General features: G+C 46.6%; 15 protein-coding genes. 10 read left to right on the top strand and 5 right to left on the bottom strand.

What is annotated here, in order from left to right; all coding sequences use genetic code 11:
* Positions 1 to 117: 117 nt before the first annotated feature.
* Entirely contained in the window at positions 118 to 2,382 is a 2,265-nt protein-coding gene (locus tag Pcarn_RS07540) for a YgiQ family radical SAM protein (protein ID WP_261833256.1), read from the bottom strand.
* A gap of 266 nt (positions 2,383 to 2,648) precedes the next feature.
* Between Pcarn_RS07540 and rimK the strand changes: the two genes are divergently transcribed.
* From rimK to Pcarn_RS07520, 4 genes are all read left to right on the top strand, one after another.
* Positions 2,649 to 3,554: a 30S ribosomal protein S6--L-glutamate ligase gene (rimK, locus tag Pcarn_RS07535; protein WP_261833255.1), complete on the top strand. Its 906-nt coding sequence runs from the start codon at positions 2,649 to 2,651 to the stop codon at positions 3,552 to 3,554.
* On the top strand, positions 3,554 to 4,558 hold the full coding sequence (locus tag Pcarn_RS07530; RefSeq protein WP_261833254.1) for a succinylglutamate desuccinylase/aspartoacylase family protein: 1,005 nt from the start codon (positions 3,554 to 3,556) through the stop codon (positions 4,556 to 4,558). The genes rimK and Pcarn_RS07530 overlap by 1 nt, the downstream gene beginning before the upstream one ends.
* A 14-nt stretch (positions 4,559 to 4,572) precedes the next feature.
* Positions 4,573 to 5,001, top strand: a complete 429-nt coding sequence (locus Pcarn_RS07525) for an ATP-dependent zinc protease family protein (protein WP_261833253.1) — start codon at positions 4,573 to 4,575, stop codon at positions 4,999 to 5,001.
* A 74-nt stretch (positions 5,002 to 5,075) separates the two neighbouring features.
* Positions 5,076 to 5,969, top strand: coding sequence for a LysR family transcriptional regulator (locus tag Pcarn_RS07520; protein ID WP_261833252.1), 894 nt, complete (start codon positions 5,076 to 5,078; stop codon positions 5,967 to 5,969).
* A 41-nt stretch (positions 5,970 to 6,010) separates the two neighbouring features.
* Here Pcarn_RS07520 and Pcarn_RS07515 read toward each other — a convergent pair whose 3' ends face one another.
* Complete coding sequence (locus Pcarn_RS07515; RefSeq protein WP_261833251.1) at positions 6,011 to 6,373, bottom strand: DUF413 domain-containing protein; 363 nt, start codon at positions 6,371 to 6,373, stop codon at positions 6,011 to 6,013.
* Between the two features lie 246 nt (positions 6,374 to 6,619).
* Between Pcarn_RS07515 and Pcarn_RS07510 the strand changes: the two genes are divergently transcribed.
* From Pcarn_RS07510 to Pcarn_RS07490, 5 genes are all read left to right on the top strand, one after another.
* Positions 6,620 to 7,375: a hypothetical protein gene (locus Pcarn_RS07510; protein WP_261833250.1), complete on the top strand. Its 756-nt coding sequence runs from the start codon at positions 6,620 to 6,622 to the stop codon at positions 7,373 to 7,375.
* A gap of 211 nt (positions 7,376 to 7,586) precedes the next feature.
* Positions 7,587 to 8,351, top strand: coding sequence for a hypothetical protein (locus tag Pcarn_RS07505; protein ID WP_261833249.1), 765 nt, complete (start codon positions 7,587 to 7,589; stop codon positions 8,349 to 8,351).
* Between the two features lie 127 nt (positions 8,352 to 8,478).
* Positions 8,479 to 9,645: a BamA/TamA family outer membrane protein gene (locus Pcarn_RS07500; protein ID WP_261833248.1), complete on the top strand. Its 1,167-nt coding sequence runs from the start codon at positions 8,479 to 8,481 to the stop codon at positions 9,643 to 9,645.
* A gap of 64 nt (positions 9,646 to 9,709) precedes the next feature.
* Complete coding sequence (locus Pcarn_RS07495) at positions 9,710 to 10,390, top strand: hypothetical protein (RefSeq protein WP_261833247.1); 681 nt, start codon at positions 9,710 to 9,712, stop codon at positions 10,388 to 10,390.
* Between the two features lie 69 nt (positions 10,391 to 10,459).
* The gene (locus tag Pcarn_RS07490; RefSeq protein ID WP_261833246.1) at positions 10,460 to 10,660 is read left to right on the top strand and encodes a DUF4250 domain-containing protein; all 201 of its coding nucleotides are present in this window, start codon (positions 10,460 to 10,462) and stop codon (positions 10,658 to 10,660) included.
* Positions 10,661 to 10,717: 57 nt separating this feature from the next.
* Here the strand turns inward: Pcarn_RS07490 and Pcarn_RS07485 are convergent, their stop codons facing one another.
* The 3 genes from Pcarn_RS07485 to Pcarn_RS07475 form a co-directional block, all read right to left on the bottom strand.
* Positions 10,718 to 11,257 carry a hypothetical protein gene (locus Pcarn_RS07485; RefSeq protein WP_261833245.1) on the bottom strand — a complete coding sequence of 180 codons (540 nt, stop codon included), beginning with the start codon at positions 11,255 to 11,257 and terminating at the stop codon, positions 10,718 to 10,720.
* A gap of 136 nt (positions 11,258 to 11,393) precedes the next feature.
* Complete coding sequence (locus tag Pcarn_RS07480; protein WP_261833244.1) at positions 11,394 to 11,891, bottom strand: response regulator; 498 nt, start codon at positions 11,889 to 11,891, stop codon at positions 11,394 to 11,396.
* Positions 11,884 to 13,806: an ATP-binding protein gene (locus tag Pcarn_RS07475; protein WP_261833243.1), complete on the bottom strand. Its 1,923-nt coding sequence runs from the start codon at positions 13,804 to 13,806 to the stop codon at positions 11,884 to 11,886. The genes Pcarn_RS07480 and Pcarn_RS07475 overlap by 8 nt, the downstream gene beginning before the upstream one ends.
* A gap of 230 nt (positions 13,807 to 14,036) precedes the next feature.
* On the opposite strand from Pcarn_RS07475, the gene Pcarn_RS07470 reads away from it, so the two are divergent.
* Positions 14,037 to 15,302, top strand: coding sequence for a YdgA family protein (locus tag Pcarn_RS07470; protein WP_261833242.1), 1,266 nt, complete (start codon positions 14,037 to 14,039; stop codon positions 15,300 to 15,302).
* Positions 15,303 to 15,315: the final 13 nt, after the last annotated feature.

Raw genomic sequence — 15,315 nt, 5'->3', positions numbered from 1 at the left:
ATTTACGGCGACTTGCCATGCATCACTGGCAGAGCGAGTACACGAATCTGAAGTCGTAGTTGTACCTGCTAATCCGCGAAGAACCATAAAAAAGGCATCCAATTGGATGCCTTAGTTTTATCTTCTGCGCTTAGGTCTAGCCGGTTTGCCTTGATGGGCCTTGTTGCCCGCTGGCTTACCTTGACCGCCTTTATTACCACCTTGCTGTTTGTTTCCAGCTGAAGAACCGTTTGTTTTCGGCTTGCCATTTGATTTCGGGTTACGAATATCTGGCTGGTTCTTGGTGTGCTTGGTGGCAAAGCGATTGGCACCGTGACGACCAGATTTACGACGCTGAGCAGGAGTAGATTTATCTATGTCTTCTGCCGGCACTAGACATCCTGGCTTGTCACCAATTAAGTATTTCTTACCCATGCTGATAAGGGCTTCACGGATCATTGGCCAGTTATCTGGATCATGATAGCGAAGCAGGGCTTTGTGTAGACGACGCTGACGCTCACCCTTAGCCACAGGTACTTCTTCGCGCTTTTTATATTTCACGCGCTTAAGTGGGTTGGTTTCTGAGTAATACATGGCCGTTGCGTTACACATAGGCGATGGGTAGAAGTTCTGAACCTGATCGCACTCGTAGTTATTCGATTTAAGCCACATTGCCAGATTTACCATATCTTCATCTTCGGTACCCGGGTGGGCTGAGATGAAATAAGGGATCAGGTATTGTTTCTTACCAGCCTCTTTCGAGTACTTTTCGAACATCTCTTTGAAGCGATCATAGGTACCCATGCCTGGTTTCATCATCTTGTCCAGAGGGCCTTTCTCGGTATGCTCGGGAGCAATCTTCAGGTAGCCACCTACGTGGTGCGTCACTAGCTCCTTCACATACTCTGGCGATTCGATAGCAAGGTCATAGCGCACACCAGAGGCGATCATCACCTTCTTGATGCCATCTACCTTACGCGCAGCGCGATACAGGTCGATGGTGTGTTTGTGGTCTGTGTTTAGCTTGCTACAGATACCCGGGAAAACGCACGATGGGCGACGACAGGTTTCTTCTGCCTTAGGTACGCTACAGCCAAGGCGATACATGTTCGCCGTTGGACCGCCCAAGTCAGAGATAGTGCCAGTAAAGCCTGGTACCTTGCGCTTGATGTCTTCTAGTTCTTCCAAGATAGATTCTTGAGAGCGGTTTTGAATGATTCGACCTTCGTGTTCTGTAATAGAGCAGAATGAGCAACCTCCAAAACAGCCACGCATGATGTTAACTGAGGTCTTGATCATGTCATAGGCAGGGATCTTCGCCTTGCCATACATAGGGTGTGGTACACGCGCGTACGGCAGACCAAACACATAGTCCATCTCTTCAGTAGAAAGTGGGATTGGCGGTTGGTTTACCAAAAGCTCGCGATCACCGTGCTTTTGTACTAGAGCACGGCCCGAGTGCGGGTTGGTCTCTAGGTGCATGATACGGCTTGCGTGAGCGTAGAGAATTCGGTCGTTTTTCAGCTTTTCAAATGCCGGGATACGAACCACAGAGTTGGTGGCATCATGGCGAGAAGGGCGCGCGACAGCAGGTTTAATTTCGACCACGTCGCTTTGCTCTGTCGCTTTATCGCTGCAATTTTCTTCAACCACATAAGGGTTGGTCGGCACGAAAGCCTTACCCGGTTTTTCGATGCGGCTTGAGTCGATGACGGTGTAACGCTCTGGCACCTCGGCAAGATTAACTGCGGTACCGCGGATATTGGTCAGGGTCGACATATCTTCGCCATCAGCAAGGCGATGGGCTACTTCGATTAGCGCACGCTCTGCGTTACCGAATAGAAGCAGGTCTGCTTTTGCGTCAAACAGCACTGAGCGACGTACTTTATCCGACCAGTAGTCGTAGTGAGCGATACGGCGAAGGCTTGCCTCTATACCACCTAGAACGATAGGTGTTTCTTTATAGGCCTCTTTACAACGCTGAGAGTAAACCAGGGTTGCACGGTCCGGGCGCTTGCCACCTTCATTATTAGGGGTATAGGCATCGTCGTGACGCAGTTTACGGTCAGCGGTGTAGCGGTTGATCATGGAGTCCATGTTACCCGCAGTAATGCCAAAGAAGAGGTTAGGCTTACCAAGAGACATAAAGTCGTCTTTATTGTTCCATCTTGGCTGAGCAATGATGCCGACGCGAAAGCCCTGCGCTTCGAGCAGTCTGCCGATGATAGCCATACCAAAGCTTGGATGGTCAACATAGGCATCGCCGGTCACGATAATAATGTCACAACTGTCCCAACCAAGAGCGTCCATCTCTTTGCGACTGGTAGGCAAAAATGGAGCCGTGCCGAAGCACTCTGCCCAGTATTTTTTGTGCTCATGGATTGGAGTAATCTGGTTGTGCATTTTTTAACCTCTTTTAGCAAGCGGTGCATTATAGCTATTTGTCGTGGCGACCGCTAGCGCTTATGAAAGTTTAGCCTAAGCCATTAATTATTCGTTAAAAAACTAGCCGAAAACCCTTTTATAACAAGGGTTATTGAACTAGTTGCTTTTGTTTGTCGTAACGATAAAAACGTTTTGTTTGTTAATTTTGGGTGGCTGATTATTATCCGCTCGAAAACAACAATCCTTAACAGAAACCCCCAATAACTTTTATCGGAATAAACGTCATGCGTATTGCAATCCTATCTCGTAACGAATCTCTATATTCTACTCGTCGTCTAAAAGAAGCTGGCGAAGCACGAGGTCATCAAGTGGACATTATTGACCCTTTGCATTGCTATATGGATATCACCAGCAGTAACCCTAAGATGCGTTATCAAGGTCTAGAGTTGCCAAAATACGATGCCGTTATTCCGCGTATCGGTGCGTCTATCACCTTCTACGGAACGGCGGTTGTGCGTCAGTTCGAGATGATGGGTACCTTTTGCGTAAACGAGTCAGTGGCGATCAGCCGCTCTCGTGACAAGCTTCGCTCACTGCAGCTTCTATCTCGTAAAGGTATTGGTCTGCCACGCACTGGCTTTGCTAGCCGTCCAGATAAGATCCAAGACCTTATCAAAAACGTGGGTGGTGCACCGCTAGTGATCAAGCTTCTAGAGGGTACTCAAGGCATCGGCGTAGTACTGGCTGAAACAGATAAAGCGGCAGAAAGTGTTATCGAGGCCTTCATGGGTCTTAAAGCTAACATCCTAGTGCAAGAGTTCATCGAAGAAGCAAACGGCGCTGACATTCGCTGCTTCGTTGTGGGCAATAAAGTGATTGCAGCAATGAAGCGTCAAGCGAAAGAAGGGGAGTTTCGCTCTAACCTGCATCGTGGTGGTAGCGCTGAGCTTGTGCGCCTAACCAAAGAAGAGCGCGCGACTGCGGTAAATGCAGCAAAAGCTATGGGCTTGAACGTATGCGGTGTGGATATCCTTCAGTCAAAACGTGGTCCTGTGGTGATGGAAGTGAACTCATCTCCTGGCCTAGAAGGCATTGAAACTGCAACCGGTAAAGATGTGGCTGGCATTATTTACGACCTGATCGAGAAAAACGCGCGCCCAAATGCGAACAAGACCAAAGGCAAAGGCTGATGAACAAAGACTTAGTCATAGCGAATGTAACAATAAGACCGGGAGAGAAACGCAAAGTCGATATCCCGGTTGCCAAGCTTTATACGGACACCCAGTTGTCGATCCCTGTGCATGTTCATAGGGCTCGCAAGGAAGGTCCAACAGTGTTTGTGAGCGCGGCGATTCACGGTGATGAGCTGAACGGTATCGAGATCACCCGTCGCTTAATGGCGGCTGATCTCGATGTGATCCGAGGCACCCTAATCTTGGTGCCTATGGTGAATGTCTATGGGGTACTTAACCAGAGTCGTTACTTGCCTGACAGGCGAGACCTAAACCGCAGCTTCCCTGGCTCTGAAAAAGGGTCGCTAGCAGCACGGCTTGCAAACGACTTTATGAAGAATATTGTCGAGCATTGCGATTACGGAATCGACCTGCACACAGGGGCGATACACAGATCTAACTTCCCTCAGATCCGTGGAGATTTGAAGGATGAAGAAACCTTAAAGCTGGCGCAAGCCTTTGGCGTGCCAGTACTGGTGAACTCAGTGTTGAGAGATGGCTCGCTTCGTCAGGCGGCAACAGAAAACGGCACCCGCGTGCTTTTGTATGAAGCAGGCGAAGCGCTTCGCTTTGACGAACTTTCTATACAAGCTGGAGTGAACGGCGTTCGAAACGTATTGGAGAATCTGGGCGTGCTTAAAAAACGCAGACGCAGTAAGCGCCGAGTTGAGCCGTTTGTGGCAAACAAGAGTGAATGGATTCGCGCATCTGGCAGTGGCTTCGTGCAAGAGCTGGTAAAGCTTGGTGAGCATGTAGACGAGAAACAAGTGCTTGCTGAGATCTACTCTCCAATGGGTAATCTGATTGAGAAAATCTATTCAACCCGCTCAGGGATCGTTATCGGTAAGCAGAATATCCCATTGGTTCAAGAAGGTGATGCCATGTTCCATGTCGCCTATTTCGGGGATGAAGCGCAGGATGTGGCGGAACATATTGAATTGATCCAAGAGACCATGATTTAGGAGTGCACGATAAAGTGGACAGATTGGTAATCGGTAACCTCGAGCTGTGCAACCTGCCTCAGCTTGGGATATATGACCTCGAAGTGCGGGTTGATACAGGGGCAAAAACATCGTCTCTGCATGTAGATAATATCCGCCGTTACAGAGAGAAGGGTAAGCTTTATGTCTCTTTCGACCTGCATCCGGATATCTACAACCTTAAGCAGACGGTTCGATGTGGCGCACCTGTAGTCGACTCTCGAAAAATTAAGTCATCCAATGGTGAGTCAGAGCAAAGGTATGTTATCGAGACTCTGTTCTCTCTCGGTGGTCAGGAATGGCCGATCCAAATCTCCCTTACCAACAGAATGGAAATGAGTTACTCCATGCTATTGGGTAGAGAAGGGATGGGCAGCCGAGTTTATGTGGACCCAAGCAAGGCGTTTACCTTGCTCAGCGATTGATTTAAAAAGCCAGAAGCAGATTCTGGCTTTTTCATTTACAATCAAGATAACTGAATGTTTTAGAAGAGAATTTCGTGGATATTCGAGTATTAAGCACCTTTCTAGAGGTGGCGCGCGTTCGCCATTTTGGCCGCGCTTCAGAGAACCTACACATTACCCAAGCAGCAGTGAGTGCCCGTATCAAACAGCTTGAGGGCTACTTTAACACCACGCTATTCACCCGCGATAGAAACAACATCAAGTTGACCTCGTCAGGTGAGCGTTTGATTGGCTACGCGGAAGCAATGGTATCCACCTTGCAACAGGCCAAGTATGAGCTTTCTTTAGAAGACTCACAGGCGTTGCAACTTACCCTTGCGGGTACACCAAACCTTTGGGATGCGTATTTGCAGAATGGTCTTAGCATGATCACAGCTAAGTTCAGTGGCTACGGCTTTAATGCAGAGGTACTAAGTCGCGAGCAAGTGAACCGCGGCTTGATGGAGCGCACTCTGGATATCGGTTTCTTGTTCGATCCTCTTCGCGCTGATGAGCTAGAAAGTAAGCGTGTGGCAGACCTTGAGCTTGTGTTGGTGTCAACCAATCAAACCTCAGTGGAGAATGCGCTTAGCCAAAGATATGTGTATGTGGATTGGGGCACAGCGTTTGCCTCTGAGCATGGTTTGAGGCATCCACAAAAATCGGCACCTTATCTTCGTACCTCAACCGGTAAGATAGCGTTGGATTTTATCTTGGAAAAAGGCGGAAGCGCCTATCTGCCACTCTCGTTAGTCGAACCTTTCATTAATAGCGGACAGCTGCAGATAGTAGAGGGAAGCCAGTCTGTGATGAGACCGTTATACATGAGCTACCGCAAAAACAGTACCTCTATTGAGGCTATCCGTGAAGTGGAGGCCTTGGTTAACAAGATCGATCCATCTTCTGCGTACAGCTTGGCTCAAGCCGGCGAAGCAGAGATCAGCGAATAACAAAAAGGCACCTAATTGCTTAGGTGCCTTTTCTTTTTGAATTAGTACATCTCTAGTTCTTCTTCCATTTCGCTCTCAACCACTTTTGGTCGGTCGTAGCGCTTACTCATTCCAGTAAGTGGATAGAAGGTTCGTCTTCCTCTAGAGAGAAGCAGATATTTAAGCCAGATTTGCTCAATGCGAGAGCGAGCTTTACCTGGGTTTTTCAAAACCTTGAGGAAGTGTTTTTCCTCAGCGTTGATAGGTAGCAGTTCGCCTGATTCTAGCTGAATTAGAGTCTGACCATAACTGCTCAGAACATCGTCTTCAACAAAGGTGAAGTTACCAGACTTACCGAATCCACGTGGGAAGGCTTTGTTGTCAAAATACCGTTTTTCACCCACTCTAATTTTTGTATCTATCATGTTTTCCTCCAAAAAAGCAGGCTGCTTTCTGTAGGAGTGAAAATAATGAAAAGCGATACGGAAATAAAACAAATAGTTTTTATGGTTTTAATAAATTAAATATATCGATATATTCCCAATTTAAATATGTAAATGACAAAGTAAGATTTCATTTCTTCCCTATTTAATATGCTCAAGTAACTTATGCACACAATCTTTAGGGTTAAATGCCCTGTGTTTAATAATTGAGGTTCCGGGGGGAAGCCAATGAAAAAATTAAGTTTAATTGCTCTAACTGTTGGAGCGACAACTTTGCTTGCTGGGTGTAATCCAGATTCGATAGAGAAGGCCGTTAAAAAAGAAGTGAAGCATGTTGGCCAAGTCAAAGTCGCAACTGACTTTGCAATTGCTTTGATCAATGTTGACTGGGTGGGTGAAACTGATAGTTGCTACGCGATTGCTGAGTCATCGGTAACGGGCAGCTCAAGTTCTTTGTGGGCGACACGTGACCTTACTAATCTGCAGGATCGAGAACTGTCTAATTCATTAATGAAATCCTTTAAAAAGATCGATAGTGCAGAGCAGTGCAAAGACCTCGGCTTAAAGGACTTGGTGCAAACAGTACAAGTAGAATTTGACGATGAAGGCAACGTCAACACGCTTTATCGCGATTGGGGTGGTGTGGAGACTAAGCAAGAGTTTTCGGACCGTCATCAGATTGAATACAAGTCACAGAACTACGGTAAAATATCGGTACGTCTACCAGAGGAAGATGATTCCAACATTGATGATAGTTTTGTTGTAGAGTCGAAAGCTCCGAACAGTAAACAGTTATATGTGACAACGGCTAAGGTTGCGCACAACCAAGAGCAGTTTAGTGAGGAAGAGCAGACGAGCTTTTCAAGCTTTTCTCAATTTTTAGATAAAGGTGCTATGCCTGAAGTACCAGCTCAGTTGATTAGTCAGAAAGAAGCCAATGACAAATGGGATATATCGTTAGTTGATGGAATAAATAGTTACTAAATGAAATGAAAGCCAGATATTCTATCTGGCTTTTTTAATGATATCTGAGTTGAGAAGAGCAAACATAATTTAGTTATGTGCTAAGTAGAATAACGCAATCGACAATTTTAGATTACATTAAGCCCCTATGCCTCACTATGCAGTAATTTAAATGCACACATTAGAGTAATTACTTGCTTTTTTGTTGATTTAATTTCGGTAGGGGGAATAAATGAAGAAATTGAATATGGCTCTCGTAGCAATAGGTGTAGCTACGGTTTTAAGTGGATGCAATGCAGACGATGTTAAAGATGATATCAACAATGCGATTGATCAAGCTAAGATCGAAGCTGAGTTGAAACTCGCTCAAGGTCCTCAAGAGTCAAAAGAAGGTATGTTCCAAGGGTGCAGAATCCAAGTTGGTACAGCGGATGAACACCCTAACAATGTTAGTTTCTCGGCAACTAACGTGGAAGACAAATATCTTGGAAATATAGGTTCGTTTGAAGGAACTACTTTAGTCACTGACCCAAGCTTCTGTAACGATCTAGGCCTTAACGACAAACTTCATTACGTAGAGATCGAATATAGCAGAGATGATAACGGCAAAGTCACATCGGTGCAGTCTTCGATAAGAATGTGGAAGGATTTGTTGATTGCCCAAGAATATGACCGTGGAAATCAAAATGTTTATCGAGGCAAGGATAACCTTGGTTTAGTTGTGCTACACCATAGACTTCACCACAACGAAGGTGCAGAGTTCATCATCCGTGGAGAGGGTAACCATGTACGTTTGGGCTTTAATAAGATAGATAAGTTTGACCAGTCTCCACGCTTTGGTCGAGCTGATGATAGTTATAAGTACAGCAACTACTACAAGCTACCTAACACAGACGCACTTCGTGCACTGGTTAGCCAAGATAAAGCATTAAGCTCCTGGCCTGAATCTCTTTATAATGAGGTTAATGACAAAATAAACACTGCATCGAAATCTTAAGTCACCCAAACCAGAGCCCAGCCTCTGGTTTTTCTTTTTATATCTCAGAGGTTTAACGCACAAAGGGAATAGGTATACTAGTATTCAATTGAGTTCCTATAGTTAGCAAGGAAAGGAGTCCTTCTCTATGCCTTCCCCGCGTTTCACGCCCCTTCTTATCGCGTCTTCGCTACTTAGCGCCGATGCATTTGCGGTTTCTTTTACCGACCCTGTGGATGGCATGCTGGATATGGGGGAGTATCTTGCTGAAAATGCCTACGGATTTCTTCCCATTCCAATCATTATCACTGAACCTGCTGTGGGATACGGTGGCGGTTTTGCTGGTATGTTCTTACATGAAACAGAAGAGCAGAAAGAGAAGCGTAGGAAGCTTGCGATGAGCTCGCTAGATGGTGGTGCTCAGTTGATCCCACCAGCAGTAACCGTAGCGGGCGGTGCGGCCACTGAGAATGGCACTTGGTTTGCGCTTCTAGGGCACAGGCGTGTGTGGCGCGAAGACAGTATTCGCTATCTCGGTGGTATCGGAATGGGCACGGCGATAATGGATTACTATCCGTTTTCGCAAGGGGCGTTGCAGGATGTAGGTTTTGAGATTGAAACGGAAGGGTTCGGTGGAATGCAGAAGCTTCAGTTTCGTATTGCCGATACCAAGCTATTTCTGGGTGTACAGCAGTTCTATGCCAATAGTGAGGTCAGTGTAAAACTGCCTGCCAACCTTGGAACCTACAAATTCGGTGATACCACATCATCGGGCTTGGGTATCAATCTGCAATACGATTCTAAAAACAGTTTCTTCTTTCCTACCTCAGGGTGGGATGTAAACGCGGAGTACCTTTGGTATCGAGATGGTATTGGCAGTGACAATGACTATGATACCTTGCTGGTGGAATCCACAGCCTATGTGCCTTTGAGTGACAAATGGACGCTCGCCTTTGGTGTTGAGTACAACTCTTTAAGCACAGACGAAAGCAGTTTGCCACCATTGGCTTATCCAGATATCAACCTAAGGGGTATCCCTACCAACCGTTATCAGGGCAACTACACCAGCTCCTACCAATCTCAAATCATGTATCAGATAAACCCACGCTGGCACGTATCTGTGTTCGCGGGTATCGGCGGGGCCAGTGGAGTGAACAACGACAGCGCGTCAGATATGTTTGAGGATATGGAATATGCCTATGGTGCAGGCTTTCGCTATATGATTGCCAGACGCTACGGTCTGCATTTTGGTATGGACTTTGGCTTTAGTGAAGACGATAGCGCATTTTACTTTAATGTAGGTTCAGGGCTTTAGTCTTGAGCTGATCGTTAGCTGTAGGTAAACTGCCGAGCCAGAACTCCCGTACGTACAGATTGAAATGGAACTTTATACCAACTTTACTCAAGCCTTTTTGTCACCAGCGCTAATCGGCACCCTAGCTCTGTTTATTTTGGTGCTGACCAAGGGTGAAATCTGCCCGGGTCAAAGGGGTCGATTGCATAAGCAGCTATTGGTTTGTCTTGGACTGCTAGCGGTTTGTATTCCAAATAGCTGGCCAACCATAATTCCATTTGCCTTGGTGGGTTTCTTTGTCTCCCAAACCAAGCGAGGCAAGACCCGAGATGAAGGTCCAGTCTGGGCTCTGTACGCATCTGTCGTAACCCTTGTTTTTTCAACATTTTACAGTTGGCCGACAGTGACACTGGGTAGCGGGTTATACATTATCGTTTTGGTTGCACTGCTAGGTGCGAGCCTGACGCATCTTCTTATGACTCTAGCTCGTACCCGCCTGCAGGCTTTCCATACTATTTTGCCTATCAGTGGAGTAGTGAGCGCTATGGTGTTAGTGCTTGTGGTGCTGTTGCAAGCATACAGCCATTTTGGTGACGACTCTGACTTGGTTGTCGACGCGATTTTGGGCGCATTCCCTCTACTGCTAACGGCTATTGTCGTTTGGTGCTGGCATCTGTTTAGAAATGCTAAGCCGAACAACCCACAGCTTGCCATCGCACTTGTGAGCAACCTAGTCGGCGCGTATATGCTATTGCCTCTTTTTTAGGCAAAGATCACTGTTAATCCCTTGGTTTAGAGCTAATCTGATATTAGGTCATAAGCAAAGAGGTGGACTATGGACTTGAGCAACCTTAAGAACTGGGACAGCAACATACTGCTTGGTATCGTCAACGAGAAGTTGCGTCTTGAGTGTGACAGCATAGAAGAGTTAGCCAGCGTCTATGATTTAGATGCTAATGTGCTAACCGATAAACTGGGGAATGGTGGCTTCCACTACGACCCTTTGACCAATCAATTTAAGGCTCACGAGTTTTAAAATGCCAGATACAGAAAAGCCCGCTTTGAAAGCGGGCTTTTTGATGTTTGTCGTATTTTAGAATACGAAGCGCGTGGTCAGCATGAACTGATCGCCATAGAAGTCGTTGATCTTGCCTTCTAGACCAAGAGAGAACAGCTCAGTTGCGTGGAAGCGGCCGTAGATGCTACCGATCCAATCGTCTTTGCTGTCGATAGTCACGTAACCAACGTTACCACCCATCTCGAATTGTGGACCAAGCCATTGACGCCAACCTAGGTTCACTTCCATACCCAGTTCAGTGTCCATGTTCTTCTTGTCTACGATACGAGCCAGCATTTGACCTGTGATATCCGCCCAGTTAGTCACTGGTGCGTGGAAGCCAAGACCGGTACGCGCGTTGAAATCGCTCTCGAACTCAGAATCGATAGTCGCGATGAAGTGCGCATTTGGGTGAATCGACTTGCTGAAACCTGCACCAAAGGTCAATGGTGCCATGCCTATACGAGCGTCGAAATAGTCGTAGTTGAAGTTGCTCATTACGTTTGGATTATTTGCAAACGCCGTCCCTGAAAAAGTGGCTGCAACAGCTAGAGCAGCACAAGCTAGTTTACGCATAGTCTTTGAAAAACCTTTGGTGAATCTTATGGTTAGGGCTCAATAGTAAAGGAAGCAAATGTTTAGCTCCACAAAAACCGAGCCCTAGGAAAGACAATTTTTGGTTAATTCACGGAATCAAACAAAAGTTGTTGATTTATTCACCAAATTGAATGCGTTTGTCCGCCATTGCCTGTAGAATTTTTGCGCTGTCTAGGTGCTGTGCCCACTGCATTGGGTTCTCAAATTGCTCGATAACGTAATCGGTCAGGTGCTGCTTGATGGTTTGTTGCAACACTTCCACTTTCCATGGCTTGGCAACGAAGAAATCTAGACAGTGATGATTTACCGCCTCGACCGTATCATTCAGGTCTGCCTGTCCGGTGAGCAGTATCTTTTTACACGCCTTGGTTTCACTCTTTTGGTTGAGTTCGATAAGGAAAGGGATACCTGTCTCTTCTGGCATTATGTGGTCGCACAATATCAGTGCCAAGGGAACAGATTCTGCTTGGTACTCTTCAATCACCTCGCGCGCCTCTGCAACAGATTCTGTGGCCTCCACTTCGCAGAACGCGGTGAACGGGCCAAGGTCTCGCACTACGCTATCCAATACATCTCTTTCATCATCCACACAGAGCAGAAGTAATTTATCCATAATTATTCTCGTTATTTGCCTGCTTTAGGGGCAGGGTGACTATCATTTTGGTTCCAATGTTTGGGGTTGACTCAACCCGTATCGAGCCCGAATGGCGGTGGATGATCTGTTGGCAAACGGAGAGCCCAATGCCCAGACCAAAGTCGCCTTCGGTTTTGGTGGTGTAGTTAAGATCAAATATTCGTGCTTGAAGCTCGAGGGGTATTCCGCAGCCGTTGTCTTCAAAACTGACTTCTATCAGAGCGTCGTCCTTAAGAGCAGTACGGACAGTCAGTTCGCCCTTTTCTTGCATAGCATCTATCGCGTTAGCGACGAGGTTAGTCCATATCTGCTGCAGTGCGATAGGCTGACACTCAGTGATCGGCAGGGGCTGGTAATCCTTGGTGAGTTTGAGCTTCTTGAGTTTGTTTTCAAAGATGACCAAGGTGTCCTCAAGGCCTTCATGAATATCCACCGTTTGTACCGATTCTTCGTCGGAACGGGAGTAACTTTTAAGGCTTTTGACCATATTGGCTATGCGCTCAGAGCAGACATTAATGGACCTTAGGGTCGCTCCACAGGTATGGAAGTAGTCAAGCTCGTTAAGTAATGCTTCGAGCGAGGTGGATTGACTGCTGAGCTCTTCTATTTTATTGGTTAGTCCCATTGCAACCAGCTTGCGAGCCATCTGCTTGTCACCTACCAATTCGACAATTTGATTGGCTTCCTTGCGCAAGGTTGAGGTTGGAATTGGGTTGGACTGCAGAGCTCGCTTTAGCACCTCGATTCCCAGCTGTTTACTCAGTGGGTGAAAGGCTTCGGTATCGCGGCTAAATTCACTCTTCAAGGTATCAGAGCTTCGCAGTATTGCCGCCACCGGATTATTGAGTTCATGGGCTACTCCGGCAACTAATTGACCTAGTACCACCATCTTCTCATTCTCAACCAACTGAGCTTGCGCGGCGGCTAATGACTCATAGGTATGCTGTAATCGCATCTTGGTATGTATGCTGCGTTGCAAGCGTCTGTTGGCATGACGCAGTAACAAGTTAGTAAAAAGAGGCAGTAGGGAGCTGTTGGAGTGCATTACCTCGGTAAAGGTCTTTTTTCCCAGCTTGATCACCTTTGTCGGGCTTAAGGTAATGGCGGTAGAGAAGGACTTTTCCCCGGTTACGAATGACATACCGCCGATGATGCCTCCCTTGGCGTGACGTATTACCTCACGGCTTTTTCCATGCTCATCTTTTTTATACAGGGCTACCTCGCCTTGGGTAATAAACCACAAGAACTCGTTGCTTTCTCCTTCACGGGTAAGCAGGTGAGAAGGGGAGTATTGGCGTATAGCCCTTGTTTCGTCACCCTTGGAAAAGAATTCTTCAAGGGCGGTGCACACCTTTTCCGAAAGCTCTTCGTCATTGATGGAGTGGTAGTCCTTGATAAAATCTTGGCGATAGTCATGGATGCGGCGGTCGATGTGCGCCCTGATGATGCGTTGGCTATCCAATATAGAACCGAAGCCCAGCCAGTCGAGCTTGGGTGTATCTAGGATATAGCTGGTCAGCTCTTTGCGTATGATATTGATCGCTTCATCGATTTCTAACGGCTTGGTAAAGCAGTGGTCGAGGCGACCGTCGTTGACTGCGGTGAGTATGCTGGCAAGTTGGGTAGGATCGCACACCAGCACCTTTCGACACTTGTCCTGAGAGTGTTCGAGTTCCACTAAAAGCTCGGCCGCTTGTGTGGTTTCAGATTGAGAGGCGATGATCATAGCCAGGTGCTTACCTTGTGCTTTGATATCCGCAATTTCAACGCGAGCTTGATGTTCGTCTTTGACGAAGCGGGTACAGAATTTTTTTGCAAACGGGTTCAAAGCCCATTGCAGCGACTGCAGGGATTTTGGATCGCTTTCAATACACAATATGCAATGGTGAGCCATAATTACCCCAGATTTTTCGATTACTGTACCAATTTTGACCAAGATTGTATGAGAGGTAGTTAAAGTTCTGTCTCCTGTTCAAAAATATCGTCGAAAATACTGATTTATCTCAATATTTTAACCTGGGCTCTGTACAATGGCTTTTGAGTTGGATTAGAGTCGACTTAAACAGATACACAACCCTTTGCAGATACGAGCCATGCTCGGTCCTAAAACTAGAAAAGTTAAATATGCGACAACTTAAATCAATTGCCGCGGTAGGTGGCGCAGTAGCACTCATCGGTATTTGGCCTTTGGCTGTGGGTCAGATTGGTCAAACCGTGTTGACTGATGCTATCCAGAATGTAAACAACACAGATTTCAATGTTGAGTTGGTGGAGTATGACCGAGGCTATCTTGGTTCGACGGCCACAACTCGCATCACAGTGGTAGATCCACAAGCAAAAGCTCAGCTTGATGCCTATGGTCTGCCTGACAGCTTTGAGCTGAAGCACCAGATTTCGCACGGTATGTTTAGCCTGGGCGGTGAAACCCATGTCGATGGCTATCCTGAGCTGAAGCTAATCACTACTACTCAGCTAAATGGCAACACAGAGTTTAACTCAGACATGCCAGCGCAAGAGTTTACCTTCCAAGATGATGAAGTAGAGTCTATTTCTATCGGTGAATCCAGCCTGAAAGGCTCAATCTCGGTATTGGGCAAGTTGGATTATGATTTCTCAATGGCAAGGCTAGAGCTTGATTATACCAACGGTACCGTCATGTCTTTCAATGGTCTATCTAGTGCAGGTGTTGGCTCTTTTGAGCAGAGCATGTGGCTAGGGCAGCAGACCCTTGGCCTAGACGGCTTCTTGGTAAGTGACCCGGAGCGCGTGGCTATTGTTGAAATGAATGGCATGAAATACCAGCTAGAAACAGGTGAAGATAAGACGACCAATACTCTCCAAGGCGATTATCAACTGACTCTGGATGAGTTCAGCAATGTGGATGGTGAGGCGCAAAACCTAGACCTACAATTTACCGCTGGCGGCTTTGATAAGGATGCATTCCTAGCGCTTAGCGATATGTATAAGCAGAGCCCGATGTGGACTGACGAAGATACAGTGAAGGCGCTACCTCAGGTAGACGCACTGCTTCAGAAAGGCTTCCATCTATCGCTTAAGAAATTCAGTGTAGATGTGGATATGGGGCACTTCGATTCAAGCTGGGACATTCGCCTTCCAGAAAACGAAGAAAACTCAACTCAAGACTTCTTCAAGCTACTTGAGCAGATGCAGGGCAATATGAATGCGTTTGTTTCTAGCGATTTGGTTCTGGCGTATCCATACATTCAGCAAAACCTAGATGAGCTGCTGATCATGGAAATTGCCACACAAACTGACAAAGGCTACGAAGTAAACCTTAAGCTGCATGACGGTAAGGTAGCCTTTGCCAATGGTAAAGAGGTGCCTATGATGGCGCTGATGATGCCTATGCTGATGCCTAAGCCTCAGTAAGCCTACGCGGTGT

It is taken from the genome of Vibrio ishigakensis (assembly GCF_024347675.1).
Taxonomy (GTDB): Bacteria; Pseudomonadota; Gammaproteobacteria; order Enterobacterales; family Vibrionaceae; genus Vibrio; species Vibrio ishigakensis.
Note: the sequence above shows the minus strand (reverse complement) of the source record. Positions and strands in the feature narration are given on the sequence as shown.

Excerpts from the sequence above, each read along its gene's own strand:
- Pcarn_RS07540 (WP_261833256.1), bottom strand. The coding sequence starts at position 2,382 with ATGCACAACCAGATTACTCCAATCCATGAGCACAAAAAATACTGGGCA.
- rimK (WP_261833255.1), top strand. The coding sequence starts at position 2,649 with ATGCGTATTGCAATCCTATCTCGTAACGAATCTCTATATTCTACTCGT.
- Pcarn_RS07530 (WP_261833254.1), top strand. The coding sequence starts at position 3,554 with ATGAACAAAGACTTAGTCATAGCGAATGTAACAATAAGACCGGGAGAG.
- Pcarn_RS07515 (WP_261833251.1), bottom strand. The coding sequence starts at position 6,373 with ATGATAGATACAAAAATTAGAGTGGGTGAAAAACGGTATTTTGACAAC.
- Pcarn_RS07510 (WP_261833250.1), top strand. The coding sequence starts at position 6,620 with ATGAAAAAATTAAGTTTAATTGCTCTAACTGTTGGAGCGACAACTTTG.
- Pcarn_RS07505 (WP_261833249.1), top strand. The coding sequence starts at position 7,587 with ATGAAGAAATTGAATATGGCTCTCGTAGCAATAGGTGTAGCTACGGTT.
- Pcarn_RS07500 (WP_261833248.1), top strand. The coding sequence starts at position 8,479 with ATGCCTTCCCCGCGTTTCACGCCCCTTCTTATCGCGTCTTCGCTACTT.
- Pcarn_RS07495 (WP_261833247.1), top strand. The coding sequence starts at position 9,710 with ATGGAACTTTATACCAACTTTACTCAAGCCTTTTTGTCACCAGCGCTA.
- Pcarn_RS07490 (WP_261833246.1), top strand. The coding sequence starts at position 10,460 with ATGGACTTGAGCAACCTTAAGAACTGGGACAGCAACATACTGCTTGGT.
- Pcarn_RS07485 (WP_261833245.1), bottom strand. The coding sequence starts at position 11,257 with ATGCGTAAACTAGCTTGTGCTGCTCTAGCTGTTGCAGCCACTTTTTCA.
- Pcarn_RS07480 (WP_261833244.1), bottom strand. The coding sequence starts at position 11,891 with ATGGATAAATTACTTCTGCTCTGTGTGGATGATGAAAGAGATGTATTG.
- Pcarn_RS07475 (WP_261833243.1), bottom strand. The coding sequence starts at position 13,806 with ATGGCTCACCATTGCATATTGTGTATTGAAAGCGATCCAAAATCCCTG.
- Pcarn_RS07470 (WP_261833242.1), top strand. The coding sequence starts at position 14,037 with ATGCGACAACTTAAATCAATTGCCGCGGTAGGTGGCGCAGTAGCACTC.